The sequence below is a fragment of the Flavobacterium sp. TSSA_36 genome (assembly GCF_051547165.1).
Taxonomy (GTDB): domain Bacteria; phylum Bacteroidota; class Bacteroidia; order Flavobacteriales; family Flavobacteriaceae; genus Flavobacterium.
On sequence record NZ_JBPTTP010000002.1, the window covers coordinates 78462 to 104342 of the forward strand.

General features: G+C 33.9%; 23 protein-coding genes and 2 tRNA genes. 9 read left to right on the forward strand and 16 right to left on the reverse strand.

Annotated elements, in window-relative coordinates:
• Positions 1 to 22: 22 nt before the first annotated feature.
• Both ACSVH7_RS04535 and ACSVH7_RS04540 read right to left on the reverse strand, forming a co-directional pair.
• Positions 23 to 2449 (reverse strand): DUF5916 domain-containing protein, encoded by a 2427-nt coding sequence (locus tag ACSVH7_RS04535; protein ID WP_438065506.1) that lies wholly within the window; start codon positions 2447 to 2449, stop codon positions 23 to 25.
• A gap of 143 nt (positions 2450 to 2592) precedes the next feature.
• Positions 2593 to 4986, reverse strand: coding sequence for a DUF5916 domain-containing protein (locus ACSVH7_RS04540; protein WP_438065507.1), 2394 nt, complete (start codon positions 4984 to 4986; stop codon positions 2593 to 2595).
• A gap of 114 nt (positions 4987 to 5100) precedes the next feature.
• Here ACSVH7_RS04540 and ACSVH7_RS04545 point away from each other — a divergent pair, with 114 nt between their 5' ends.
• Complete coding sequence (locus tag ACSVH7_RS04545; RefSeq protein ID WP_438065508.1) at positions 5101 to 5916, forward strand: murein L,D-transpeptidase catalytic domain family protein; 816 nt, start codon at positions 5101 to 5103, stop codon at positions 5914 to 5916.
• Here the strand turns inward: ACSVH7_RS04545 and ACSVH7_RS04550 are convergent.
• The gene (locus ACSVH7_RS04550; protein WP_438065509.1) at positions 5905 to 7434 is read right to left on the reverse strand and encodes a L,D-transpeptidase family protein; all 1530 of its coding nucleotides are present in this window, start codon (positions 7432 to 7434) and stop codon (positions 5905 to 5907) included. The two genes, ACSVH7_RS04545 and ACSVH7_RS04550, sit on opposite strands and share 12 nt — an antisense overlap.
• A 273-nt stretch (positions 7435 to 7707) precedes the next feature.
• Here ACSVH7_RS04550 and ACSVH7_RS04555 point away from each other — a divergent pair.
• Positions 7708 to 7780, forward strand: a tRNA-Gly gene (locus ACSVH7_RS04555).
• A gap of 40 nt (positions 7781 to 7820) precedes the next feature.
• Positions 7821 to 7893 (forward strand) — tRNA-Gly (locus ACSVH7_RS04560).
• Positions 7894 to 7937: 44 nt separating this feature from the next.
• Here ACSVH7_RS04560 and ACSVH7_RS04565 read toward each other — a convergent pair.
• The 5 genes from ACSVH7_RS04565 to lon all read right to left on the reverse strand — a co-directional run bounded on the left by ACSVH7_RS04565 (position 7938) and on the right by lon (position 14687).
• Positions 7938 to 8150: a hypothetical protein gene (locus ACSVH7_RS04565; protein ID WP_438065510.1), complete on the reverse strand. Its 213-nt coding sequence runs from the start codon at positions 8148 to 8150 to the stop codon at positions 7938 to 7940.
• 664 nt (positions 8151 to 8814) lie between these two features.
• Entirely contained in the window at positions 8815 to 10188 is a 1374-nt protein-coding gene (locus ACSVH7_RS04570) for a nucleoside permease (RefSeq protein WP_438065511.1), read from the reverse strand.
• Positions 10189 to 10260: 72 nt separating this feature from the next.
• A complete protein-coding gene (gene cmk / locus ACSVH7_RS04575; protein WP_438065512.1) occupies positions 10261 to 10953 on the reverse strand; it encodes a (d)CMP kinase in 693 nt (230 codons plus the stop codon).
• A 110-nt stretch (positions 10954 to 11063) separates the two neighbouring features.
• Positions 11064 to 12089 (reverse strand): type IX secretion system protein PorQ, encoded by a 1026-nt coding sequence (gene porQ, locus ACSVH7_RS04580; RefSeq protein ID WP_438065513.1) that lies wholly within the window; start codon positions 12087 to 12089, stop codon positions 11064 to 11066.
• Between the two features lie 144 nt (positions 12090 to 12233).
• Entirely contained in the window at positions 12234 to 14687 is a 2454-nt protein-coding gene (gene lon / locus ACSVH7_RS04585) for an endopeptidase La (RefSeq protein ID WP_438065514.1), read from the reverse strand.
• Positions 14688 to 15302: 615 nt separating this feature from the next.
• Between lon and ACSVH7_RS04590 the strand changes: the two genes are divergently transcribed.
• The 6 genes from ACSVH7_RS04590 to ACSVH7_RS04615 all read left to right on the forward strand — a co-directional run bounded on the left by ACSVH7_RS04590 (position 15303) and on the right by ACSVH7_RS04615 (position 18978).
• Positions 15303 to 15863 (forward strand): RNA polymerase sigma factor, encoded by a 561-nt coding sequence (locus ACSVH7_RS04590; RefSeq protein ID WP_438065515.1) that lies wholly within the window; start codon positions 15303 to 15305, stop codon positions 15861 to 15863.
• Positions 15853 to 16398: an anti-sigma factor gene (locus ACSVH7_RS04595; protein WP_438065516.1), complete on the forward strand. Its 546-nt coding sequence runs from the start codon at positions 15853 to 15855 to the stop codon at positions 16396 to 16398. The genes ACSVH7_RS04590 and ACSVH7_RS04595 overlap by 11 nt, the downstream gene beginning before the upstream one ends.
• Entirely contained in the window at positions 16379 to 17443 is a 1065-nt protein-coding gene (locus ACSVH7_RS04600; RefSeq protein ID WP_438065517.1) for a hypothetical protein, read from the forward strand. The genes ACSVH7_RS04595 and ACSVH7_RS04600 overlap by 20 nt, the downstream gene beginning before the upstream one ends.
• A gap of 17 nt (positions 17444 to 17460) precedes the next feature.
• The gene (locus ACSVH7_RS04605; RefSeq protein WP_438065518.1) at positions 17461 to 18195 is read left to right on the forward strand and encodes a head GIN domain-containing protein; all 735 of its coding nucleotides are present in this window, start codon (positions 17461 to 17463) and stop codon (positions 18193 to 18195) included.
• 103 nt (positions 18196 to 18298) lie between these two features.
• A complete protein-coding gene (locus ACSVH7_RS04610) occupies positions 18299 to 18829 on the forward strand; it encodes a hypothetical protein (RefSeq protein ID WP_438065519.1) in 531 nt (176 codons plus the stop codon).
• A gap of 2 nt (positions 18830 to 18831) precedes the next feature.
• A complete protein-coding gene (locus ACSVH7_RS04615) occupies positions 18832 to 18978 on the forward strand; it encodes a hypothetical protein (RefSeq protein WP_438065520.1) in 147 nt (48 codons plus the stop codon).
• Positions 18979 to 19110: 132 nt separating this feature from the next.
• Here the strand turns inward: ACSVH7_RS04615 and ACSVH7_RS04620 are convergent, their stop codons facing one another.
• The 8 genes from ACSVH7_RS04620 to lpxA all read right to left on the reverse strand — a co-directional run bounded on the left by ACSVH7_RS04620 (position 19111) and on the right by lpxA (position 25848).
• Positions 19111 to 20433: an MFS transporter gene (locus ACSVH7_RS04620; protein WP_438065928.1), complete on the reverse strand. Its 1323-nt coding sequence runs from the start codon at positions 20431 to 20433 to the stop codon at positions 19111 to 19113.
• Positions 20434 to 20565: 132 nt separating this feature from the next.
• The gene (locus ACSVH7_RS04625) at positions 20566 to 21381 is read right to left on the reverse strand and encodes a M48 family metallopeptidase (protein WP_438065521.1); all 816 of its coding nucleotides are present in this window, start codon (positions 21379 to 21381) and stop codon (positions 20566 to 20568) included.
• Between the two features lie 203 nt (positions 21382 to 21584).
• Entirely contained in the window at positions 21585 to 22007 is a 423-nt protein-coding gene (locus ACSVH7_RS04630; RefSeq protein WP_438065522.1) for a hypothetical protein, read from the reverse strand.
• A gap of 71 nt (positions 22008 to 22078) precedes the next feature.
• On the reverse strand, positions 22079 to 22951 hold the full coding sequence (gene sucD, locus ACSVH7_RS04635; protein ID WP_438065523.1) for a succinate--CoA ligase subunit alpha: 873 nt from the start codon (positions 22949 to 22951) through the stop codon (positions 22079 to 22081).
• Between the two features lie 85 nt (positions 22952 to 23036).
• A complete protein-coding gene (locus ACSVH7_RS04640) occupies positions 23037 to 23402 on the reverse strand; it encodes a nuclear transport factor 2 family protein (protein ID WP_438065524.1) in 366 nt (121 codons plus the stop codon).
• Between the two features lie 2 nt (positions 23403 to 23404).
• Positions 23405 to 24334: a UDP-3-O-(3-hydroxymyristoyl)glucosamine N-acyltransferase gene (locus ACSVH7_RS04645; protein WP_438065525.1), complete on the reverse strand. Its 930-nt coding sequence runs from the start codon at positions 24332 to 24334 to the stop codon at positions 23405 to 23407.
• Between the two features lie 69 nt (positions 24335 to 24403).
• Positions 24404 to 24970, reverse strand: a complete 567-nt coding sequence (gene efp, locus ACSVH7_RS04650; protein WP_438065526.1) for an elongation factor P — start codon at positions 24968 to 24970, stop codon at positions 24404 to 24406.
• A 92-nt stretch (positions 24971 to 25062) separates the two neighbouring features.
• On the reverse strand, positions 25063 to 25848 hold the full coding sequence (lpxA, locus tag ACSVH7_RS04655) for an acyl-ACP--UDP-N-acetylglucosamine O-acyltransferase (RefSeq protein WP_438065527.1): 786 nt from the start codon (positions 25846 to 25848) through the stop codon (positions 25063 to 25065).
• Between the last annotated feature and the right edge of the window lie 33 nt (positions 25849 to 25881).

The following is a 25881-nucleotide window of genomic DNA, read 5'->3' on the forward strand; positions in this document are numbered from 1 at the left end:
AAAAGACGATAAATTTTCGTTTTTAACTTTTAATAAACAAATTCTTCGCTTCATTATAATCAATAAAATAGCGAACACTAATAGATAAAGTATGTTGTAATTTTTCATTGGTCAAAATTGCATCCAGATTATCTCTATAATTTTTATTGATTAAATTCTCAAAATTTGCCGAATTATTTCGGTACAAGAAAGAAACCTGACTTCCTGGAGCAAACCACCAAGAGCAAGACAAATCCAAATTCCAGGAATAAAAACTGGAATTTTTATTCAGATTATAGCCTACTAAATCAACCAATCTTCCGTTTGGAGCTAGTTGCAGTATGTTCTTATTCTCTGCATACGACCAATACTGTCTTACTGACAAATTAAAATTCACTTGACTGTTAATTGAATATTTTCCCGATAGGTTATGAGAATAGGTAACCACATTACGATTAGCAAATACAATAGTTTTGTTTCCCAACGGATCCATACTATTGTTTATCGCATCGATAAATCCTTTGTTATTATTGCGTCTTGAAAATCCAAAATCATATACCATTGCTATTTTATCATTAAAGCGATATCTTGGACTCACACTCATACCTATAAACTCTCTTCCTGGCTCATCTGAACGGAAATATTCTGGATTAATATCAAACGCGAATTTGTAATTATAATTACGAGAATAATACGCCCAGAAACCATAACTTTTTGGCGTAATCACATAACGACCTGACTGACGAGGTTCATAATAATCATAATTTTCAAAAGGATTAAAAACAATTCCAAGACCATATGAATTATTCTTTTTGGTTTCAATATTGGTGTTTACATTGATATTATTACCTTGTACCTGACCGGTTTCTTTATTAAATTGAAAGAAATTATTATAATTCACTCGAAACCCATTAAAGTGTTTGGTTGGATTTAAAATTCTATAATTAGCATTTCCATAGCAACTATAATAATTCGTTTGAAAATTAATCCCCAAATCATTATTATCAAAGTCTTTAGTATACAAATCTGTCCCCAAACTATACCGATAATTCCCTGATGTCTCTGCAAAATTAAGTTGCGTAGCTATTCCTTTTTTTATCGCTTCGTCGTTGACATAACTGTATTTAAAATCTCCCGATAGGTTATACGTATTGGCTTTGGTATTTAAATCCCAAACTAATGCTGAGACATTTCCATCTCTAAAATTACCATTTCTAGTTACATTAGTATTTACAAAAGTGACTGATGAATTTTTACGGAAACGTTGGTCCAAAACTAAAACATTGTAATTAGCCAAAGGCTCTACTAATTCTTTTCTAATAGCTCCTGTTTTAGTGTTTTGAATAGTCGCATTTGTTTTTTCGGTGACCGCATTCAATACCCCAATTCCCAGACCTCCTTTTGTTCTTCCAGAAATTTTTAAAGCATTTATTAAATTCACACTGGCTGGGTTGTCAATAATTACCTCGTCACTTGTTTTGGATGGATATAGGGTAGGCGCACCCCCAATTCGTCTAGAATACAACAAATTTCCTTTACTAAACAAATCTGTTCCTTCAGTAAAAAAAGGTCTATTTTCATTAAATTGTTGTTCAAAAGGCCCTAGGTTCAATATTTTATCATCATATTTTGTTTGACCAAAATCAGGTATTAAAATTGCATCTAGGGTGAACGCATCGTTTATTCCGTATTTCACATCCAATCCTCCTTTCAATGTCCCTTTAGTTTTTTGTTGGTCATTGGCATTTAAATAAAAAGAAGAATAGGGTAATAAAAAAAGTCGTGTGGGTGTTTTAATATTTTCAATTCCGGTCAATATTCCATTTTGTTGCGTAAAGGTACCAAGTTTGGAATCGATAAAATTCCAAGAATATTTCTGGCGATCTCTTCTTATTTCTCTAAAAAAATTTACTCCCCAAGTTTGCATTTTTTCAGGAGAAAACCGTAAGGCAGCATAGGGAATTCTCATTTCAACAACCCATCCAAAATCCGTAATCACAGCTTTACTTTCCCATACTGCGTCCCAAGAATAATCTTCTCCGTTACTATCAGTAGCCAAACAATCCGCTTGACCATCGGCCGCATTGACAAAAAATTGAAAATTTTGTTGCCCATCATTGTATCCGTTGATAAAAATTCCAAAAATGTCTGCGGTTCCAAAATCATCTCTTTTAGAAATTTCTCTCAATATTTTATTCGGCTCGCTATCATACATTTTGGCTGCAATATAAACAGCCGTATTGTCATAAAGTACTTTCACTTCTGTTCTTCTTTCTTGAAGTACCGCCTTGCCATTGTCGGGCTGAAACATTACAAAATCAGTTGCAGGAGTTACTGCATCCCAAATTTTCTCTTCTAACTTTCCGTCTATACTAATAGGCTCAGAAATAAATTGAGTTGCCAAGGTTTTCTTTTGGCTATAGCCAAAAGAAATAAAAAACAAACTAAAGGCCAAGAAAAAAAATCTCATAATAACAATTTTTTGAAGGGTTAAGCAGTCCTCAATTTGATTAATAGACACCCTTTTTCATTAATTGTTACAGTTCTCTTAAAAATTATCGGCAGTCTTTGCTAATTCTAAACATTTATAACTTTATATAGACTTTGCTTCTATTAGAATTTATTTTTCAAAGCATTGTAATCAATGAAATAACGAACACTTAATGACACTATAGAGGTAAGGTTATTATTCCAAACATTTTTAAAATTTGTTGGAAAATCTCGTTCTACAAGATTTGTTCTTTCTAAAGCATAATTACGATATAAAAACGACAATTGACTACCTGGGGCAAACCACCAACTGTATGATAAGTCAAAATTCCAGGAATTGAAATTTCGATCTTTATTCTCAGTATATGCTGGATTGTTTAGTAGCTTTCCATCCTGTTGTAAGCTTAAAAATTCATGATTTTTGGCATAAGACCAATAATAACGTGCGGTTAAATTGACAGTCATTTTTTCGTTAATAGCATATTTACCCGTAAAATCATGTTGAATATATTCTCGATTACGTTCTGCAAAAATGATTTCATCATCTGTAGCGGCTACCCAACCTCTATCGTTTTTTTTCTTCAAATAATCAACCGCATAAGCCAAGGAAAGTCTGTCATTAAATCGGTATTTAGGACTTGCATAAAAACCATATTGATGACGTCCCGCCTCGTCAAATAAAGCTCCTGAAAGCGTAACATCAATAGTAAAAGGATGATTTCGATTCATTTCAACGCCAAAATAAGAAGACATTCTTTTCGGTATAAAAACATATCTGTTGTATTCTCGCGGTTCATAAAAATCATAATTAACTAAGGGATTGGCAAAAAATGCAAATTCAAAATAATCATTATTCAAATTTGTTCCCTTGATAAGTGCTTTGTACCAGGCTTCCTGAAGTTTTCCGAAGGTGTTTTGTATTTCAACGTTTACTTCTTGTTCTACTTTGAAAGTATTAAATGTTTGGGTTGGATTCACAATTCTGTAACTACCATTAGCAGAAAAACCATGATAATTGGTGTAAAAAATAATTCCCAAATCATTAATATCGTAATTTTCAGAAATATATTTTCCCGAAAGCATGTACCGATATTTTCCGCTGGTTTTAGCGAAATTCAAAGCCGTCTTAAACCCGTTGTAATCCTGCTCCGTATTGATGGTGCTGTACTTAAAATCCCCATATAGATTATAGGTATTAGCTTTCGTATTCAAATCGAACAAAAGTCCCGATACATTGGCATCTCTAAAACTTCCATTACGAGTGGTATTAGTATTGATAAAAGTCACTGATGAATTTTGATTAAAGCGTTGATCAAACACTAATACATTATAATTTGTTAGTGGCTCGATTAGCTCTTTTCTAGTACTTCCCGAAATAGTATCTCTAATGGTTGCAAAAGTTTTTTCGGTGACTGCATTTAAAAAACCTACCCCCAACCCTTTTTGGGTCCTACCAGAAACTTTTACAGCATTGACCAAGTCAACTGTATTCGGGTAATTCACAATCTCTTCATTGTCTTTTACGGTAACTTCAGTAGTAGACCCCAATCCTATTCTTCGGGAATAAAAAAGATTTCCTTTGGTAAACATATCTGTTCCTTCAGTAAAAAAAGGACGATTTTCCTGAAATTGTTGCTCAAAAGGTTCTAAAATCAAAATAGCGTTGTCAAACTTGGTTTGACCAAAATCTGGAACTAAAATTGCATCTAATGTAAATGAATCATTAATTCCATATTTCAGATCTAACCCAGCCTTAAATGTGGTATCATCTCCAGAATCATTTTTTTGATAGTAGGCCGAAGAGTAAGGAATTAAAAAAAGTCGTGTGGGCGTGTTAATATTTTCAATTCCCTCTAAAACTCCCGCTTGAGGAATCACCGCTCCAATTTTAGTATCGACCAAATTCCAGGTATATTTTTGCACGTCACGTTTAATTTCTCGCATGAAATTAATCCCCCACGTTTGTTGTTTAGATTTAGAGAAACGCAAAGCAGCATAGGGAATTTTCATTTCTACTGTCCAGCCAGTAGCGGTTAAAAGCACTTTACTATCCCAAATGGCATCCCAACTAAAATCTTCAAAATCTTCAGTCGCTAAACAATCCATTTGAACTCCTGCGGCACTTACAAAAAATCTAAAATCTTGTTGTCCGTCATTAAAACCATTAATATACACACCAAAATGGTCGGAAACCCCGAACACATCTCTATTAGTAATCTCTCGCTGAATTTTATTAGGTTCGTCATCCAGCATTGTTGCAGCGATATAAATCGCATTATCATCATAAAGAATTTTGACTTCGGTTTTTTTAGCAGTACTAATTGGCTTACCATTATCAGGCTCAAACATCACAAAATCAGTTGCAATTGAGGCATTTTTCCAAGATTCCTCTTCAAATTTCCCATCTACAGTAATACTTCCTTTAAGAACATTCGTCTTAATTATTTTTTTTTGAGACCAAACCGAGCAATATAGAAATAACAACAAAACTGTTATACAACCGTAATATTTATTCATTATCAAGTTAAATTTACGGTAAATATATAAATTTTAACATAATTCAACTCTTTTTTAAAACATGAATTGAAAAATATAAATCAAAAAACATCGATGAAATGTTAAATTTAACCGATGAAATACATTTTTTATCAATATCAAACTTCATTTGAAGTATATTTGCAACTAACAACTACTTACACAACAAAAAGAGTATCAATGAATTGTAATGTAATTTTTATCTTATTTTATCTAACTTATAACCTAATTCACCTGCCTTTTTCTACAAAAAAAGAAAGCACATTAGGGAAGGTAAAAACCGAAAAAATAATAAATATCAAATCAAAATCATATTTGATGATACAAAATGCTTACGACAATTTGAAAAGCAGTTCATGTGCCTTACCAAAGTTTGAGAGCTTTGCAGCAGCATTTGCGGGATACCAATCATTACAAGAAAAAGGGCTTGTAAAAAAACAGATTCTAACCCTAATAGATTTCAGCCTATCTTCAAACACTAAGAGACTCTGGGTTATTGATTTAGCAAATCATGCTATCTTATTTCATACCTTGGTGGCTCATGGAAAAAACACTGGGGAAGAATATGCCACTCAATTTTCAAATAAAAATGACTCTTTTCAAAGTAGCTTGGGTTTTTATAGCACGGGAGAAATATACCATGGAAAGCATGGATTGTCTTTGAAATTAGATGGGTTAGAAAAGGGAATAAACTGTAACGCTAGAGCCAGAGCTATTGTGATTCATGGCGCCGACTATGTTTCAGAAAAATTCATTAAAGAAAACAAACGACTAGGCAGAAGTTTAGGCTGCCCCGCTCTTCCTAAAGAGATAAATCTCCCCTTAATCAACGCCATTAAGGATCAATCTATTTTGTTTATCTACCATCCTTCAAGAAAAAAAGAAGAAAAAAACGATGCATTAACTTCGTAAACAATCATATAAAGGTTCATCATACTCATAAATATCTTTACGAAAATAGAGCTTCCCTTTATCACTCCATGCAGTCCAATACCAAATGTAGAGTAGGTATTTTTTTTCTATCTTTATGTTATGTGTTTTTCTCGAAGCAATCACTGAATCTATTTTTTCTTTGTCCCAATGTTCCGAATGATTTAAAAAATATCCAGCCAATTCTAGTGGTTTTTCTACCCTAATACAACCCGAACTCAAAGATCGATTGCTAAGTCCAAATAAATTACGATGATTAGTGTCATGCAGATAAATACTATGACGATTAGGAAATAAAATCTTCATTTCACCCAAAGTATTTTCTGGCCCTGGACCTTGTACATATCTATAATTATGCGGTTTGGAAGCATTCCAATCCTTAGGCAGAACGACTTCATTTTTGGTATTATAAATTACAATCCCCTTTTGAGATAAATAATTTCGATTTCTCAACATCGCTGGCACAATATCTTCTTTTAATATAGTGGGTGGAATAGTCCAAGTAGGATTAAGTACCACCGTACGTAAATATGAATTCAACACTGGTGTTTTACGTTTTATTGTACCTACCACAATTCGCTGTGTCATCATGGTATCTTGATTTTCAACCACTACTAATTTGTAATCGGGTATGTTAATATAAACAGCATTTTCCCCTGCATGGCTCTCAAACCATCTCCATCGCTCTAAATTGGCTATAATTTGTTTTTTTCTTGTATTTTTTGAAAAATTCAAAGCCTCAATGGTCCCCTGCCCTATTACCCCGTCCTGCATCAGTCCGTGTCTTGCTTGAAATCGCTTTACTGCTTCCCAGGTTTTCTTGTCATAAGTAGTAGCCAATGAATCAGAAGTAGTTAAATCTCCCCAATACCGAAGCTTTTTTTTGATTGTTTTCATTGCAGGAGCAACCTCATTCAACTCAATATTTCTAGTATAATTTAAAGGTAAAAAATAACGATCTTCCAATCGATCAATCACTTTCAACGCATCAATTAATTGATTATAAACCAATGATTTTGGCCTGCATTCCTCCAAAAGGCCTGCGAAATCATTAGTATCAAATGCCTTCAAAAGCAATAAATTAACCTCTAAATTCGATTGGGTCAGATCCCAATTATCATACATTTTACCAGGATTTAACTTTCCGTTTTTCAAATGCTTTAAAAACAATTGCACCTTTTCAGTTAACAAAATATCATAATCAATCACATCATTACCAATCCAATTCTCTTGTTTTTTCTCATATGTTTCCAACTTATCCAAGTTATAATCATTAGTAAAAAGACCATCATTGGCAGCATTTTTAATCATTTTCAAAACAAATTTTCGTTGTTTTTCTGATTGCCAAACGGTATGAAACTGAGTCGCCCTATAAAATTGTATCAATGTTGCGTTTTTTGAACCAAGTACTAACAAACTATCAAATAATATAGCACTCGTAGTAACTTTCAACTTTGGCAAAGGCGTCATACTTGAAGCAACTAATGGGGTCGTAACCATCTTTTCAGACTTCTGACAACTTAGTAAAACAAGCAATGAGAAGAAAAAGCAACTATACTTCATGGTTAATAATTTATTAAAACAAGTAAAATTACTCTTTTAAAGTGAGCACCCTCTATTATCTCAACAAAAAAGGGAGTTAAGTAGAAAAAAAATAAATTATAACTTTTTAGTTTTAAATCAATTACAAATTTAATGCTTTTTTATCTCATTTTTTTGGTTACAAAATTTGCAAATAACTGAAATGTTTCCCTATATTTGCACCACAATAATGCGAAAGTAGCTCAGTTGGTAGAGCTCCAGCCTTCCAAGCTGGTTGTCGCGAGTTCGAGCCTCGTCTTTCGCTCTACGTTAGGATCAACCTAATTACGTTCTAAAATCTTAATGCGAAAGTAGCTCAGTTGGTAGAGCTCCAGCCTTCCAAGCTGGTTGTCGCGAGTTCGAGCCTCGTCTTTCGCTCTTTAAAAGCCGAAACATTATTTGTTTCGGCTTTTTTTTTGTTTTTATGTCAATGGAGTCAGTTTTATTTCTTTAACACAATATCTCTTTTTATAATCAAACTTACAGATGTGCTCTATGACTTGATCAGCCTTTGTTCCTGCAATAATGACCACTAAGAAACCTTTTTTACCTTTGCTTTTTTTGTTGGTTACAAAAATGTAAAGCCCCCACCCCTGAAACAAAGCTACTTCATCAATTGATAAATGAGCCCCCATATTTTAAGAATAAACAATCCTTTGATGCGCAAGTACTCGTGGAGCCCAAGTATTAAATGAACTTAGATATTTTTTTGCATTGTCTTTGGAGTTTTTTCCGTTCACTCCGAAAAAAACTCCAATGGCATGACAATCGATAGCAATGTTATCTATTAATTTCTTTTAAAAAAGTCGCAAAACCTTGACTCATGCAGGTTACTTTAGTAACTAAATTCCAATGTCTTTAACTATCTCACCTTTATTTTTATTAGTCTAGCAACGTTTTTTATATATAAATACACAAATTTACCTCTTAGGGAAAAATCTTGAATAGTGATTTCGTCTGAAAATCCTTTAGATACTAATTAAAGTGCATCAAATTCTCTTGAGGGTTTGGCATTCTCTTAAAATAAAGGTGTAATATTTCTTCTGTATTGGTAGTAGAAATCACTTCAAAGTGATCAACTAAAAAGTCAGGTAACATAAATTTTAAAAGCTCTATGGGTCTCATCCCTTATTCTTAGATTGCAAATCTCTAATTTTATTTTAACATTTCCCCCTCAGGTTTTGTTCTAGGTCCCAAAACAATTCAATTAATTCCAACACACTCAAAAACAACTATTCACTAATAAAAAATCCCAACAGCTTTTAAACCATTGGGATTTTTTACTACTACTAATTGCGACTAATGTACCTTGTCTATTGCTTTGGGATGATGTTCGTGTTTGAACAAAATAGCAAATGCAATGGCAATTAACAATGAATAAATTGCGAAAGCCAGCCAAATGGTATGCCAATCTTTCATGAAGATTTCTGAATCAAAAAAACCATCTGTTGCGATTTTTTTTCCTTGGCTTTGAATAAAATCAAGCATTTTAGGATTGGTAGTTTCTGTTTCTAAAAACCCTGCTAAATCAGCGGTACTTTTAAATGATTTAGTAAAAAACTGATCGATTGCCCAACCTGAGGTAAAACTTCCAAGCACAGCGCCAATTCCGTTAGTCATCATCATAAACAAACCTTGAGCAGAAGAACGATTTTTGGCATCGGTGTTGGTCTCAACAAATAAAGACCCAGAGATGTTGAAAAAATCGAATGCCATTCCATAAACCACACAAGACAAAATAATCATCCATAATCCGTTTACAGGGTCACCAAAGGCAAACAATCCGAAACGCAATACCCAGGCTAACATACTTATCAACATGACCTGTTTGATCCCAAAACGCTTTAAAAAGAAAGGAATCGCTAGAATAAATAACGTTTCTGAAATTTGAGAAATCGACATGATAATGGTAGAATATTCTACAACAAATGAATCTGCATATTTTGGAAAATGCTTAAATTCATCAAGAAAAACATCGCCATAAGCATTAGTTAATTGCAAAGCAGCCCCTAAAAACATGGAGAAAATAAAGAACAAAGCCATTTTATAATTAGCAAATAACTTGAAGGATTCTAAGCCCATTAATTCCATGAAAGAAGCATTCTCTTTGATGAGATTTTGAGGTTTGCATTTGGGCAAAGTAAAAGCATACAATCCGAGTGCAATAGCAGCAAATCCAGCGATGTAAAACTGATTAGCGGATGCTTTATTATCTGTTAAATTAGTAATCCACATGGCCACAATAAAACCTACTGTTCCAAAAACTCGAATAGGAGGAAAATCCTTTACCACGTCGCAATTATTAGATTTTAAAGCATTGTATGAAATGGAATTACTAAGTGCTATAGTGGGCATATAACAACACATCGCCAAAAGCATTACATAAATGAAATTGTCAGGTGTAGTCACTTGAGGCAGAAAAAACAAAACCGCGGCATACAGAATATGCAAAATACCGTATAATTTTTCGGCATTTACCCATCTATCCGCTATAATTCCTGAAAGCGTGGGCATGAATAACGATGCAATGCCCATGGTACTAAAAACTAAACCAAATTGGGTGCCATCCCATTGTTTTGTGCCAAACCAAAAATTGGCAATAGTAATAAGCCAAGCTCCCCAAACAAAAAATTGGAGAAAACTCATTATAATCAATCTAATTTTAATTCCCATAAGGTCTATTTGATATAATAAAAAACAAGCGGTAAACTTACTATTTAAATAGATATTTACAAAACAAACTACTTACTTAATAATTACTTGTGAAACTAAATCAAAAACAATAGCAAATTGTTCTTCCTTATTCAAACTAGAATTATCAATTTCTATAGCATCAGCAGCAATAACCAAAGGAGAATCTTCTCTATGTGTATCGATATAATCGCGTTCTTCTACATTTTTTAACACGGCTTCATAACTTACGTTATCTCCTTTTTGTTGCAACTCTGCAAAACGTCTTTGCGCACGGGTAGCTGCGCTAGCTGTCATAAAAATTTTCAAGTCAGCCTCCGGAAAAACTACAGTTCCTATATCGCGTCCATCCATAACAATGCCTTTATTCTTCCCCATTTCTTGTTGTTGCTCCACCAATTTGGCTCTTACTTCAGAAACTTCGGCAATTTTACTAACATAATTAGACACTTCAATCGTTCTGATTTGGCTTTCTACATTTTCGTGATTCAAAAACATTTCCGCAAAACCTAATGTGGGATTAAATTGAAACGATAATTGAATGGAAGGAAGTGCCGCAATCAGAGCTACTTTATCAAAAATCGTTGCCGAAATGATATTGTTTTGCATAGCAAAATAAGCTACAGCTCTATACATTGCGCCCGTATCCACATAAATATAACCCAGTTGCTGCGCTAATTGCTTAGCCAATGTACTTTTTCCCGTAGACGAAAAACCGTCAATAGCGATGGTGATTTTAGTATTCAAAATGAAGTTGATTTTTGCAAGTCTTTCGGAAGAAAAAAATTGCTGATTTTAAAAATGATGCTCCCCTCAATTGTGTGGGCTTAAAAATAAAATGCAAAGTTAACAAACTCTTATTGCAAGTTCAATGTTAAACCAAACAAACTTGTATTTGCAGCCAAAGTATATCTGGAATAAGAATAATTAAATTTGAGGCGGTTCATCTTTAAGCCAAATCCAACTGAAATTCCAGAAAAATGACGTTGATCCACAACGCGCAATTCTTCGGCCCGACGAAAATTATATCCTAAACGAACATTGAATTTTCTTTTGGGAAATAATTCAACACCAAAAACTACATGTCTTAAGGCATTGTTTACAAAAGAAATTTTTTCTTGGGTTGTTGTGCCGTCAATACTCGTTTCACCACGAACGGGATTGGCAAAAGCGATATTCCATTGTTGCAAATTTTCTAAGGTCAAATGCCAACGAATCGGAACATTGTCCAATTCTTGTGAAACACCAAAAATTATTTCTAAAGGTAATTTTTCATGTAAACCAGAATAAGTCGTGAATTGGGTTCCTAAATTCCGAATTACCAATGCCCAATTCACATCGTTGTTTTCATCTATAAAAACAGCGCCAAGGTCTATTGCGCCACCAAAAGATTGATAGTTTTCCAAAGAAGAAGAGATTAGCTTAGCATTGGCACCAATAAAAAAATTAGAGTACGGAATATTGTAAGCATATCCCAGAGAAAGCGATACTTCACTACCCGTAAAAGAGTTGGTAGCCTGACCATTTTCATCATACCCCTCAAATTGTCCATAATTAACGTAATTGACTCCCGCTTGAAAAGTTTGCAAATGTTGGTCGTACGTATAAGCATAGGAAGCCGTACCGTAACTCACTTCTCCATAATAACTCCCGTAATTCAGCGCTAATTGATTGTGCATTTCTGGATTAATAGCCGCTGGATTAAAATGTGCCTGATTGACATCATCATCATAAATAGTCACGGTTTTTCCTCCTAAAGCCGCTTGACGTGGCGAAGTTACCAAATTCAAAAACTGATAAGTATACCGTCCTCCTATTTGCCCAAAAACTGGCAAACAAAGTGAAATTATAAGTACAACTAAAAGCTTTTTGAATACCTTCAAGATGGTGTTTTTTTGATTAAATAGAACGACAAAACGAAGATAAAATTATATCTAATAAAAATATGCTTTTCCGTATAAAAAAGAAATTCCAAATTCCGAACTTGATCAACCGCTGGAATTTGGAATAACTAATAAGACTTTGCTTTATTTTAAATCTTTTGCGTTTTTCACCTTCTGATTGGTAATGGCAATAGTTAAAACTTCACTCATTTCTTTCACATAATGAAACGTAACCCCATCTAAATATTCCGGTTTGATTTCATCCACATCACTTTTATTGTCATGGCAAAGTATAATCTCTTTGATATTCGCTCTTTTGGCAGCTAATATTTTTTCTTTGATTCCGCCTACAGGCAAGACTTTTCCACGCAAGGTAATTTCACCTGTCATGGCTAAATTTTTCTTCACTCTTTTTTGAGTAAACAACGACACCAAAGAGGTTAACATTGCAATTCCAGCACTAGGACCGTCTTTTGGAGTAGCTCCTTCTGGAACGTGTAAATGAATATTGTATTTCGAAATGATTTCAGGATTTAAACCAAGCAATTCAGCATTCGATTTGATATATTCTAGGGCAATCGTAGCCGATTCTTTCATGACATTCCCTAAATTTCCAGTAATGGTCATTACTCCTTTGCCTGGTGAAATCAAAGATTCGATAAACAAAATATCACCGCCAACACTTGTCCAAGCCAAACCGGTAACTACACCCGCCACATCATTACTTTCGTATTTATCGCGCTCCAATCTTGGTACACCTAATACTTTTACAATATCTTCGTCCGTTACTTTTTTGTTATACTCCTCCTCCATTGCAACTGATTTGGCTGCATTTCGAACCACTTGAGCAATTTTATTTTCTAAGCCACGAACACCCGATTCTCGAGTATAGCCTTCGATGATTTTTTCTAATTGTTTTTTGCCAATAGTCAAATCTTTAGCCGTCAAACCATGAGCTGCTAGTTGTTTGGAGAACAAATGTTTTTTGGCAATTTCAACTTTTTCTTCAATAGTATAACCCGACATTTTTATCACTTCCATACGATCGCGCAAGGCAGGTTGAATAGCCGACATATTGTTAGAAGTCGCTAGGAACATAACTTTAGACAAATCATATCCCATTTCTAGGAAATTATCATAAAAAGCATTGTTTTGTTCAGGGTCCAAAACCTCTAACAAGGCAGAAGAAGGATCTCCGTTATGGCTGCTTGATAATTTATCTATCTCATCTAAAACAAAAACAGGGTTAGAAGTACCTGCTTTTTTCAAACTTTGAATAATTCGTCCTGGCATAGCTCCTATATATGTTTTACGATGCCCACGAATCTCTGCTTCGTCACGTAAACCACCCAAAGAAATACGAACATATTCTCTACCCAAAGCCTCAGCAACCGAACGTCCAATAGAAGTTTTACCCACACCTGGAGGTCCAGTCAAACAAATAATAGGAGACTTCATGTCGTTTCTTAATTTAAGTACGGCCAAATGTTCAATCATTCTCTTTTTAACTTCTTCTAAACCAAAATGATCTTTATCTAATACTTTTTGAGCGTGTTTTAAATCAAAATTATCTTTAGAGAATTCGCCCCAAGGCAATTCTAAAAATAATTCCAAATAATTTCTCTGAATTCCAAAATCTGGAGCCTGAGGATTCATTCTACGCATTTTGGACAACTCTTTTTCGAAGTGTTGTTGCGTTTTCTCATCCCATTTTTTGGTTTTGGCCTTTTGGCTCATTTCATCTATTTCCTCCTCTTGCGAAACACCTCCCAATTCTTCTTGGATGGTTTTCATCTGTTGGTGCAAGAAATATTCTCTTTGTTGCTGGTCTAAGTCGAAACGTACTTTGGACTGAATATCATTTTTCAGCTCTAACCTTTGCAATTCAATATTCATGAATTTTAAAGTAGCCAAAGCTCTTTCTTTCAATCCATTAATCACCAACAAATCTTGCTTTTCTTTCACCGAAAGATTCATATTTGAAGAAACAAAATTCACCAAAAAGGATTGGCTTTCAATGTTTTTGATAGCAAAAGTAGCTTCGGATGGAATATTTGGGCTTTCTTGAATAATTTTGATGGCCAATTCTTTGATTGAATCAATAATCGCTGAGAATTCAGTGTCGTTTTTACGAGGTCTTTTTTCGGATACTTCTTTAATTGTAGCGGTAATATAAGGCTCTTCTGCAACCACTTCATCAATTTCAAAACGCTTTTTACCTTGAAGAATTACCGTTACATTCCCGTCAGGCATTTTAAGTACACGCAGAATTCTAGCTACGGTACCTACTTTGTTGATGTCGTTTTTAGAAGGATCTTCATCGTCTTCATTGATTTGAGCTACCACACCAATTACTTTACCGGAAGCATTAGCATCATTAATTAATTTGATGGATTTATCCCTTCCTGCAGAAATAGGAATTACAACGCCGGGAAACAAAACCGTATTACGTAAGGGCAAAATAGGCAACGTTTCCGGCAAGGATTCGTTATTCATTTCCTCTTCGTCTTCAGGGGTTAAAAGCGGAATTAAATCTGATTCAGAATCAAATTCTTGAAGTGACAAGTTGTCAATTGTTAGTATTTTATGGTTTGACATATCGTTATTAAGTCATTTTGTCATTAAATGAAAATTCATTCCATGCAAAGTTAATGTTTTATACTTTTTAATTCTCTGAAATTCAACACTTACACTGTTTCATGTAGTATAATTCAAGGTAATAAAGACAATCTTTGTGCCATACCTTTGAAACGAAAAGGGATAAGGAATATTTTATGATATTCCTAAAAAAAGCAATAGTACTACTATCGAGATAAGTTTTATAAAAAAATCATTCTCCTTTGAAAAAATAGAAAATTGAATTAGTAAACCATCGATTAAAAAAATTTTTAACTAGAATTTCATTAATTCCATCTGATATCTGAGAACTTTGGCCATGAAGTCGCTTTAAATCTTTCTTTTTTTATCTATTTCATGATCCGTCTTTTTTATGCGGACATACTGCAGAATCGAAAGAATTCCAACAAATAAGTAACTAGAATAAAATTTACTAAATTACCAGCGAAATAGTGTAAGTCGAAATCGGAATTAAATACGACAATTGATATTGCCAACAACTTATGTACTTAATTTTGATACCTTTAAATAACTTTTTACAAAAACTGTAACATCATCTAAAAACAGCCGTCTTTCTTTAAAACCATCAATTACTATTTGTCGTATACTGAATTACATATCGAAGAATTGGTTACGCTATGCCAACAACAAAACCAAAAGGCCCAATTTGAAGTCTATAATAGGTATGGTAAGGCTATGTACAACGTGGCTTTTCGTATGGTAAAAGACGCCCATTTTGCTGAAGATGTGATGCAGGAAAGTTTTTTGAAGGCATTTACTAAAATTGACTCCTACAAAAAAGAAGTGGCTTTCGGCGCATGGCTAAAACGTATTGTAATCAATTATAGCATTGATTTTTGTAAAAAAAACAACAAAATTAAAGCGGATGATTTTGAGAAAAACCTATATAAAATTGAAGACAAAGAGCCTGAAATTTCGGAAGTTATCAACTTTAATGAAATAAAAATAAAAGAGGTTTTGCTAGCCATACAATCCTTAAAAACCAGTTACAGTACTATTTTGACCTTGTTTTATATCGAAGGGTATGATCAAGAAGAAATTAGCGAAATTCTAAAAATAAGCTATGCAAATTGTAGAACAACTTTGAGCAGAGCGAAGGAAAGTTTAAGAAATAAATTACATGAATATGCAAAATAAAGAGGACACATTAGACCAATTGTTTACCAAATTCGAATCAGAATGGGATGTTGTAGCCCTACCTCATGATCACCAAAATCGATTTATAAGCAAACTTGAAAATACAGGCATTAAAAGAAAGAAAAGGAATTGGTATACCTCAATTGCTATTGCAGCATCTTTAGTAGTGATGTTTAGTTTGTCCTTCTTTTTTAAGACCGAAGCCAAGACAAATCATTTCATTTTTGCTTCCACAGAAACAAAACAGACTGATTCCATTTTTACCGTTTTGATCAAAAATGAACTGCATAAATTACAAGAAAAAAAATCGCCACACAACCAAAAAATAATTGCTGATGCCTTACAACAAATGAAAATTTTGGATAATGATTATCAAAAAATCATTAAAGAAATTGCTACTAATGGAGAAAATAAACAAATTATCTACGCTATGATTAGCAATTTGCAAACTCGAATTTCCTTCTTGCAAAATGTATTGACTCAAATTGAAGCAACAGAACAACTTAACACTCAAAATGATGAAAAAACTTTATAAAATTATTATTGTATTCCTGCTATTCCCGATACTTGGTTTTGCAAATGACGATGCAATTATTACAAAGCAAAAAAACATCAAAAAAGCCTTCATTGTCAATAGTGATGCAGGAATTGATATTACTAATTCCTACGGAACCGTGTTTGTTACCACTTGGGAGGAAGACAAGATTGAACTTGATATTTTAATAAAAGTAAGTGGTGATAGTGAAAACTGGGTAAATCAACGCTTAAACGATATCACTATTGATATCAATGCATTGAAATCATTGGTAACCGCAAAAACTCAGATTGAGAATACTAATTACCGTTCCAAAGGCAGAAATAATAGTTTTGAGATTAATTATGTTATCAAAATTCCAAAAAATGGCAACGTGACTATTGATAATAAATACGGTAATATCGCTACCACCGATTTGAATGCTCCAACAAACATTCTTTGTAAATATGGAAAAATTACCATGGGTAGATTGAACAGCAATAAAAACAATATCACCATAGAATACTGCTCCAACTCCAGCATTTCTTATTTGAAAAATGGCTACATCATAGGGCGTTACTCAGGACTTACTATTGATGCCCTCTCGAAAATAGATTTAATTTCAGACTATACTGATACGGCTATTGGTGATGCCGGTGATGTAAAATACACTAGCAAATATGGCACTGTAAAAGTAAAAGAAGTGAATTCGCTTGAAGGAATTGGGAATTATTTGACCATAAAAGTAGGAACATTGAACAATCAGCTCCAACTACAAACCAAATACAGCAGCATTGACATTGGATTAGTGCAAGCCAAAGCCAATTCAATTGCGATCAATGCTGGTTACACTGGAGTAAAAGTAGGTTTCAGTCCCAATTATGCTTTCGATTTTGATGTAACCCTTCGATATGCCGACTTCAAATACGATAGTGATTTTGAATTCACGAACAAAGCTGAAACCAATTACACCAAAAATTTTAACGGCTATTATAAGAAAAAAGGAGTAAATACAGTCGTTATTACTTCTGAATACGGAAATGTGGCTTTAACCAAAAAACTATAACTACAAAAACAATACTTATGAAAAATCTATCGATTGCAGGGGGATTATTACTCTCATTTAGCACTTTTTTGTCTTACGGACAATGGAATATGGGTAAACAAATTAAAGGGAACGGGAATGTAATTACAGAAACCAGAACTACTTCAAGCTATGACGGAATAAAAGTTTCAGGCTTTTTTGATGTAGATTTGGTCTCAGGAAAAGAAGGCGACATCATTATCAAAGGAGAACAAAATATTTTGGAGTATATTGATGTGGAAGTCGTAGACAATGTCTTAAAAATTGGCACCGAAAAAGGATACAATTTTAAATTATCCCAAGGAAAATCAGTACACATCACGATTCCTTTTGAATCAATTAATGCTCTAGTATTGAGCGGGTCAGGAGACATCATCAGTAAAGATGTAATTAAAACGGAGGCATTTGACGCAAAACTTTCGGGTTCAGGTGATTTAAAATTGGCTGTAGAAGCTCAAAAGTTCAATATGAGTTTGAGTGGTTCTGGAGATATTGTTTTAACAGGTAATGCCGACGATTTTATTAGCAGCATTTCAGGTTCGGGTGATATTAATGCTTCCGACTTAAAATCAAAAACAGTTAGCGTTAGCATTTCAGGTTCTGGTGATACGAAAGTTAGTTGTTCCGAAAGCTTATATGCAAGAGTATCAGGTTCAGGAGATATTGTATATTACGGAAACCCTGCCAAAAAAGACACCAAAGTGGTAGGTTCTGGTGAAATTTCTAAAGGTTAATTATTTAGGGAATGGTTAGTAGCCAATAATTTATTACATACATCTAAAAATGTAAAAGCATCTTTTCATTTTAGTATTGGATAATATTGATTAAATTAGCTGAATGGATAAAGAGAAAGAAATAGGTTTAGATTTTATAATTGATAAACTAACCAACTCTATTGAAAATATAATTACTGGTGACAGTTTTCAAACTGAAATTTCTATACTACAAAATTCTGACTTAAAATACATAACAAAGAAAAATGGATGGTTTTTTAACTGGAACGAAGAATATGAAAATCCAATTAGAGATATTTATAAACTAACCATTTCTGGAAATTCAAAAATTATTCAAGGGCTAATTAGCTTAGAGGTTAAATCAGATCATGTTTATATGCATCTTGTTGAAAGTGCTCCCTTTAACAAGGGACAAACAAAAGTTTATGCTGGTGTCGCTGGAAATTTAGTCGCATTTGCTTGTAAATTATCATTTCAAAGAGGGCATGACGGAAATGTCTCTTTTCTCTCAAAATCACAGTTAGTTGAGCATTATGAAAAAACATTAGGTGCTTTTCATTTTGGTGGTAGAATAATGATAATTGAAACAAACGCTGCGCTAAAACTAATCAAAAAATATTTTGAAGATAAATGATTATGAAAACTAAAAAATTAGATTTAGAATTTGATACTATTGGAGGATTAAGTTCTTTGACATTAGCCGAAGAAAAAGCTTTGAGTGACTTCTTTAAAAAGAAAAAAACAACAAAAAAGACAACTGAGGTAAAAAAACTTAAGACATAAAAATTTACTTTATGTTTTCTACATCAACAATTAAGATCATAGTATTTATAAATATAAATGAAGTGAGGAAAGTTTGGTTTTTAATCAACTAATATCTAAATAAAATTTAATCAATTAGCAAAGCGTCTTCATTTAAGACGCTTTTTTTGTTGGAACTCGTTTTAACAAAAGAACCGCTATGAAAAAGAATAAAGCCAAGAAAACAATGGCAAATCTCGGACTTCCAGTTACTTGGTCAATTATACCATACACACACATACCGATGACAATACCCACTTTTTCAGCCACATCATAAAAACTAAAAAAGGAAGCAGTATCGGTAGTTTCTGGCAAAAATTTAGAATAAGTAGAACGTGATAAGGCCTGAATTCCTCCCATTACTAAACCTACAAAAGCAGCCATAATATAGAATTGGTTAGGAGAAGTAATTATAAAAGCGCCAACACAAAGTAGAATCCAAATTGTGTTAATTACAATTAATGTCTTGATATTACCAAATTTCTCTGAGGCTTTAGAAGTCAAATAAGCTCCTAAAACTGCAACTAATTGAATCAATAGAATACAAATAATCAATCCCGTAGTACTATCTTCCTTTGTTTTCCATTCGATTTCTTGGGCTCCAAAATAAGTAGCTACTAGCATCACCGTTTGAACCGCCATACTTGAAACAAAAAAACCATATAAATAATGTTTCAACGGTAGATTATCACTCAGAATAAGCCAAACTTTTTTTAATTCTTTAAATCCATTGAAAATAATATCTTTATGGATAGGCTCATCTGTTTTTTTATTTCCTTTTGGCAGAAAATAGTAAGTATATTGACTGAATAGAATCCACCAAACTCCTACCATCACAAACGAATAACGCATGGCCTTCATGGCAGCTTCACCATCAGTACCTGAGATTCCGAATAATTTTGGCTTCATAATCATAGCCAAATTGATAATCAATAAAATCACACTCCCAATATATCCCAATGAATATCCCTTAGCACTTATTGCATCTTGCTGTTCGGTAAAAGCAATATCAGGAAGGTAGGAATTATAAAAAACTAAACTCCCCCAATATCCCAATAATCCCAGAAAATAGAACAACAACCCACTATAAATGGCATCTAAATTAAACCAATACAATCCCATACAAGACAAAGCTCCTAGGTAACAAAAAAACTTCATAAAGCTTTTTTTATTCCCCACATAATCTGCAATTCCTGATAACAAGGGTGAGATTAAAGCCACCGCCAAAAAAGCCAAAGCAGTTATAAAACTTATCAAAGCTGAGTTTTTTAAGTGCATTCCAAAAACGTCGATATAATGACTCTTGTCTGCAAACAAAGCCTCATAAAAAATTGGAAAAACAGCAGAAGCGATGGTTAAAGTATATACCGAATTGGCCCAATCATAAAAAGCCCAAGCATTTAATAGTTTTTTATTGCCTTTAGGTAAGTTTGCCATAAATTGTAAATTCATTTTTTAGTGGTGTAAATGTATCTTTTTTCTTGAATTGAAAAAATAAAAACACTTTAAATAATAGCAAAAAAAAAGCCAAGTCTGAGCTTGGCTTTAAAATCAATCTATAACTTCTGGCTAATAGGTTTGGCCAAATTTTGCAGCTATCGCTTTGGCCTGTGGTACTAAATTTTGCAAATTAGCGACACGAGTGGCATCGGAAGGATGCGTACTCATAAATTCAGGTTGCGATTTTCCTCCTGATTGTGCTGCCATGCGTTTCCAAAAAGAGATCGCTTCCTGTGGATTATAGCCCGCAATAGCCATCAAAGTCAAGCCTATTTTATCTGCTTCACTTTCATGCCCTCTACTAAAAGGCAACATTACCCCCACTTGTGAGCCTACTCCATACAGTTGTTGCCATAACTGTTGTTGATCAGCAGATTGACCTCCTGTTAGCACCGCTAAGCCAACGGCACCATATCCTTGCAATTGAGCAGCACTCATTCTTTGTGCACCATGATTAGCTAAGGCATGTGATACTTCATGTGCCATAACGGTAGCTAATCCCGCATCATCTTTGGTCACGGGTAAAATTCCAGTATAAACCACAATTTTACCACCCGGTAAACACCAAGCGTTCAAGTCTTTGCTTTCAACTAATTTATACTCCCACCGATAGTCTTTCAAATATTGGTTTTGTCCCATTGAGGTTAAATATTTTTCGGCTGCTTCTTTAATTTTTATTCCAATATTTTCAACTCGCTTGGCATCCGTTGTACCTTGAATCACTTTGTTTTCTTTAAGAAATTGACCATATTGTTGGAATGAAGAAGGAAACAACTCACTATTAGATACGAGGTTCAATGTTTTCTTCCCTGTCATTGGATTAGTAGCGCAAGCACTAATAATAAATAAACTCAGAATCGTGATAAAAAATAGATATTTTTTCATAATTTTATTTTTTTGGTATCACAAAATTAGCACATTTTTCAAGCTATATACCATTAAATAGTTACCATTTAAAACTACACTTTTAGAAATTTATTGCAAAACAGTCCTAACAATACTTGAACATCATCCAAAAAAAAATCTCATAGCTTTTTACTATGAGATTTTTTTAAAAAGATGCATGCTCTATTTAATCTCTTTTAAAATTAAAAAGCTACATTCCATCTAGGCAATTTGCCATTTGCCTCTAAAAAATTTTGCAAAATTTGCCCTTCAACAGCTGTAGGAATAGCTTTTATTTGCTCATTAAAAGTTTCGTACCAAACTACTTCGAGTGATGTAATACCTTCTAATTTCATTTGGGCTGGCCAAGAATATTTTCTTCCTGTTTTAGCAAATTGATGTCCTTCGACAATTTTTTCTGTTAAGCCTCCTTTTTTTATTTTCAAAGAACCATCATTTTGAACCGTTCCTGAAGAACCTACCATAATTAACTCTCTATCTGAAGTCAAATCAAATACCAAAAACACTCCACAACCTTCAGTTGCATTACAAACTTGTTCCAAACTATCTTCTGGAGAAAACAAGAAACTATTCGTTACTGAAAACTTTTCTAACTCTTTATTCATGACTTTAAATTTAAACAAAAAGCCTCACAAAATCGTGAGGCGTTTTGAGATTTATACTTAGGCTTTAGAAATTATCCTAAAACTTCTTTTACTTTCTTTCCAATTTCAGCAGGAGAATCCACAACATGAATTCCGTTATCTCTCATAATTTGCTTTTTTGCTTCAGCTGTATCATCAGACCCACCTACAATAGCACCTGCATGCCCCATAGTACGTCCCGCTGGAGCTGTAACTCCTGCTATGAAACCAACAACAGGTTTGCGATTTCCATCAGCTTTGATCCATTTAGCCGCGTCTGCTTCTAATTGACCACCAATTTCACCAATCATAACGATACATTCCGTTTCTGGATCATTCATCAATAACTCAACTGCTTCTTTGGTTGTAGTTCCAATAATTGGATCTCCACCAATTCCAATAGCTGTGGTAATTCCTAAACCTTGTTTTACTACTTGATCAGCGGCTTCATAAGTCAACGTTCCAGATTTAGAAACGATTCCAACAGTTCCTTTTTTGAACACAAAACCTGGCATAATGCCAACTTTTGCTTCACCTGGCGTAATCACACCTGGACAGTTTGGCCCAATTAATCTGGCATTTCTTTCTTTTACGTAAGCATTTGCTTTAATCATATCAGCCACTGGAATACCTTCAGTAATAGCAATAATTACTTTGATACCCGCATCAGCTGCTTCCATAATTGCATCGGCAGCAAAGGCTGGTGGTACAAAAATGATCGTAGTATCCGCTCCTGCTTGATCTACAGCATCTTTTACGGTATTAAAAACAGGCAAATCTAAGTGCGTAGACCCTCCTTTTCCTGGAGTTACACCACCCACCACGTTAGTCCCATATTCAATCATTTGAGAAGCATGAAAGGTACCTTCGCTTCCAGTAAATCCTTGAACGATAATTTTAGAATCTTTATTAACTAAAACACTCATGATATATTTTTTATGTAGTTATTTTAAAAAAATGTGTTGCAAAAGTAAGATTTCTGAGATTAAATCAAAGGTAATTATTAACAAATTATTTGGAAATTTGACTCATTTGATGTCCTCTATAAAGTTTCCCCTCTTTGATTTGCCAAATTACCATAAATTGAGCTACTACTATTTCTTCTCTAGGATTTTCAACGGTCTTAACAAAATGAGCATAACGTACCGAAATCAAGTCGTTTTCTTCCATAATATGACTTATTCTGATTTTTGATCGGATGTAGGCATTTTGAAGCTGTTTTACATACTGTAACAAACCCTCATAGTTCATTTGAATTGATCCTTCTGAAGAATCCCAATCCAAAATAATTTCAGGGTGTATAAAATCTTTCAAAACTGACTGATCAATCAAAGCGTCAGATTTATAAAATGCTTGCACAAATTCTTTTGCAGTCATATTCACTTTAATTTACTTAAAATTTCAGGAATTTTTTTGATATTCGCTAGTTGCTTCAACTGCTCTCTAGATTCTTGAATAGGCGTTCCAAAATAGGTTTTACCTCCAACAACAGATTTAGTGACTCCCGTTTGCCCCATTACCACAGCTTTAGTACCAATCGTTATGCCGCTTGTGGTTCCAACTTGCCCCCATAAAGTCACTTCGTCTTCAATAATCACACAACCTGCAATGCCAGTTTGAGAAGCAATTAAACATCGTTTTCCAATAACGGTATCATGTCCAACATGAACTTGATTATCAATTTTTGTTCCTTCACCAATAGTAGTATCCCCAGTTACTCCCTTATCTATTGTACACAGAGCACCAATACCTACATTATCTTCAATTACTACTCGGCCTCCTGAAATTAATTGATCAAAACCTGTGGCTCTTTTTTTATAATAAAAAGCATCCGCTCCTAAGACAGTTCCTGCATGAATGATTACATTATCCCCAATAACCGTATGATCATAAATAGCAACATTCGAATGAATCAAGCAGTTATCTCCAACAACCACATTATTCCCTATAAAAACGTTGGGCTGAATAATAGTATTGACTCCAATTTTTGAAGTTGCGCTGATTGCTGAACCTGAAGGCACAAATGGCTTAAAGTATTGGGTTAATACATTAAAATCTCGAAAAGGATCCTCTGAAACTAAAAGTGCCTTCCCTTCAGGACAGGGTACTTCTTTGTTAATTAGCACTACTGTTGCCGCAGATTGAAGCGCTTTATCATAATATTTGGGATGATCCACAAATACAATATCTCCGGGTGTTACAACGTGAATCTCATTTAATCCTAAAACAGGAAAATTAGGATCCCCAACAAACGGGCAATTAATTAGTTCAGCAATAAATGCTAAGGAATATTCTTTATGAAACTTCATAGTTAGGGTTCTCTTTGTTTTTCAGTCACAGTAAGATAAAAACAATGATGTGACTAAAAATAAATAAATCTACTCTTTTACACGTTCCATATAAGAACTTGTAGCGGTATCGATTTTAATTTTATCACCTTCATTAATAAACAAAGGAACATTGATGGAAGCCCCTGTTTCTACCGTTGCTGGTTTTGTAGCATTAGTTGCCGTGTTTCCTTTTAAACCTGGTTCTGTATATGTAACTTCCAAAACAACAGAAGGTGCCATATCTACTGAAAGCGGTAAATCTGTTTCCGTGTTAATTTGGATCATCACATTTTCTCCTTCTTTCAATAAATCAGGAGCATCTAAAACGTCTCTATTTAGAGTAATTTGTTCAAAAGTTTCAGCATTCATGAAATGAAAATCATTTCCTTCAGGGTATAAAAACTGGAAGGTATGTGTTTCCACACGAACTACATCTATCTTATGTCCTGCTGAAAAAGTGTTATCCAATACTTTTCCATTAGTCACTGATTTTAGTTTTGTTCTCACAAAAGCAGGGCCTTTACCTGGTTTAACGTGAAGAAATTCGATGATTTTATAAATATCGTGATTGTGTTTGATACAAAGTCCGTTTTTAATATCTGAAGTAGATGCCATTTTTATAATATTTAAATTGTATTGAATGTTGTTTTGTGTTGCCTCGTCTGCTACTTGATTCGTATTTATAAATCAAAAAAACGATGCCTTTTTTAATAATTTCCTGAATATCCTTTCATAACTCCTCTTGAAGAGTTACGAATAAAATCTATAATTTCATCTCGTTCAGGGGTTGCCTCCATTTCGGCTTCAATAATCCCTAAAGCTTGAGTGGTATTATAATTTTTTTGATACAGAATTCTATAAATATCTTGAATTTCTTTTATTTTTTCGGTGGTAAAACCTCTTCTCCTTAACCCTACGGAATTGATTCCTACATAAGACAAAGGTTCTTTGGCCGCTTTGGTAAAGGGAGGCACATCTTTTCTAACTAACGATCCTCCTGAAACCATTGCATGATCTCCGATGTGAATAAATTGATGCACCGCTGCTAAACCTCCAATTACTGCATACTTTCCTACAACAACGTGCCCTGCTAAAGCTACGCCATTTACAATAATTGCATTATCACCAATATGACAATCGTGAGCAATATGTGCGGTTGCCATTACTAAACAATTATTTCCTAAAGTAGTCTGTCCAGAAGCAATAGTGCCTCTATTGATGGTTACGCATTCACGAATAGTACAGTTATCGCCAATTATTGCAAGAGAATCTTCACCGCCAAATTTCAAATCCTGAGGCACTGCAGAAATTACGGCTCCTGGAAAAATATTACAATTTTTTCCAATTCGAGCCCCTTCCATAATGGTCACATTAGAACCAATCCAGGTTCCATCGCCAATCACAACATTATTATGAATAGTTGTAAAAGGCTCAATTACTACATTTTTGGCAATTTTTGCACCAGGATGTACATATGCTAAAGGTTGATTCATTTTTTCTGTTTAATCGTTAACCTGTCTAATTAA

Excerpts from the sequence above, each read along its gene's own strand:
- ACSVH7_RS04535 (WP_438065506.1), bottom strand. The coding sequence starts at position 2,449 with ATGAGATTTTTTTTCTTGGCCTTTAGTTTGTTTTTTATTTCTTTTGGC.
- ACSVH7_RS04540 (WP_438065507.1), bottom strand. The coding sequence starts at position 4,986 with ATGAATAAATATTACGGTTGTATAACAGTTTTGTTGTTATTTCTATAT.
- ACSVH7_RS04545 (WP_438065508.1), top strand. The coding sequence starts at position 5,101 with ATGAAATACATTTTTTATCAATATCAAACTTCATTTGAAGTATATTTG.
- ACSVH7_RS04550 (WP_438065509.1), bottom strand. The coding sequence starts at position 7,434 with ATGGTTACGACCCCATTAGTTGCTTCAAGTATGACGCCTTTGCCAAAG.
- ACSVH7_RS04565 (WP_438065510.1), bottom strand. The coding sequence starts at position 8,150 with ATGGGGGCTCATTTATCAATTGATGAAGTAGCTTTGTTTCAGGGGTGG.
- ACSVH7_RS04570 (WP_438065511.1), bottom strand. The coding sequence starts at position 10,188 with ATGGGAATTAAAATTAGATTGATTATAATGAGTTTTCTCCAATTTTTT.
- lon (WP_438065514.1), bottom strand. The coding sequence starts at position 14,687 with ATGTCAAACCATAAAATACTAACAATTGACAACTTGTCACTTCAAGAA.
- ACSVH7_RS04595 (WP_438065516.1), top strand. The coding sequence starts at position 15,853 with ATGCAAAATAAAGAGGACACATTAGACCAATTGTTTACCAAATTCGAA.
- ACSVH7_RS04600 (WP_438065517.1), top strand. The coding sequence starts at position 16,379 with ATGATGAAAAAACTTTATAAAATTATTATTGTATTCCTGCTATTCCCG.
- ACSVH7_RS04605 (WP_438065518.1), top strand. The coding sequence starts at position 17,461 with ATGAAAAATCTATCGATTGCAGGGGGATTATTACTCTCATTTAGCACT.
- ACSVH7_RS04610 (WP_438065519.1), top strand. The coding sequence starts at position 18,299 with ATGGATAAAGAGAAAGAAATAGGTTTAGATTTTATAATTGATAAACTA.
- ACSVH7_RS04615 (WP_438065520.1), top strand. The coding sequence starts at position 18,832 with ATGAAAACTAAAAAATTAGATTTAGAATTTGATACTATTGGAGGATTA.
- ACSVH7_RS04620 (WP_438065928.1), bottom strand. The coding sequence starts at position 20,433 with ATGGCAAACTTACCTAAAGGCAATAAAAAACTATTAAATGCTTGGGCT.
- ACSVH7_RS04625 (WP_438065521.1), bottom strand. The coding sequence starts at position 21,381 with ATGAAAAAATATCTATTTTTTATCACGATTCTGAGTTTATTTATTATT.
- ACSVH7_RS04630 (WP_438065522.1), bottom strand. The coding sequence starts at position 22,007 with ATGAATAAAGAGTTAGAAAAGTTTTCAGTAACGAATAGTTTCTTGTTT.
- sucD (WP_438065523.1), bottom strand. The coding sequence starts at position 22,951 with ATGAGTGTTTTAGTTAATAAAGATTCTAAAATTATCGTTCAAGGATTT.
- ACSVH7_RS04640 (WP_438065524.1), bottom strand. The coding sequence starts at position 23,402 with ATGACTGCAAAAGAATTTGTGCAAGCATTTTATAAATCTGACGCTTTG.
- ACSVH7_RS04645 (WP_438065525.1), bottom strand. The coding sequence starts at position 24,334 with ATGAAGTTTCATAAAGAATATTCCTTAGCATTTATTGCTGAACTAATT.
- efp (WP_438065526.1), bottom strand. The coding sequence starts at position 24,970 with ATGGCATCTACTTCAGATATTAAAAACGGACTTTGTATCAAACACAAT.
- lpxA (WP_438065527.1), bottom strand. The coding sequence starts at position 25,848 with ATGAATCAACCTTTAGCATATGTACATCCTGGTGCAAAAATTGCCAAA.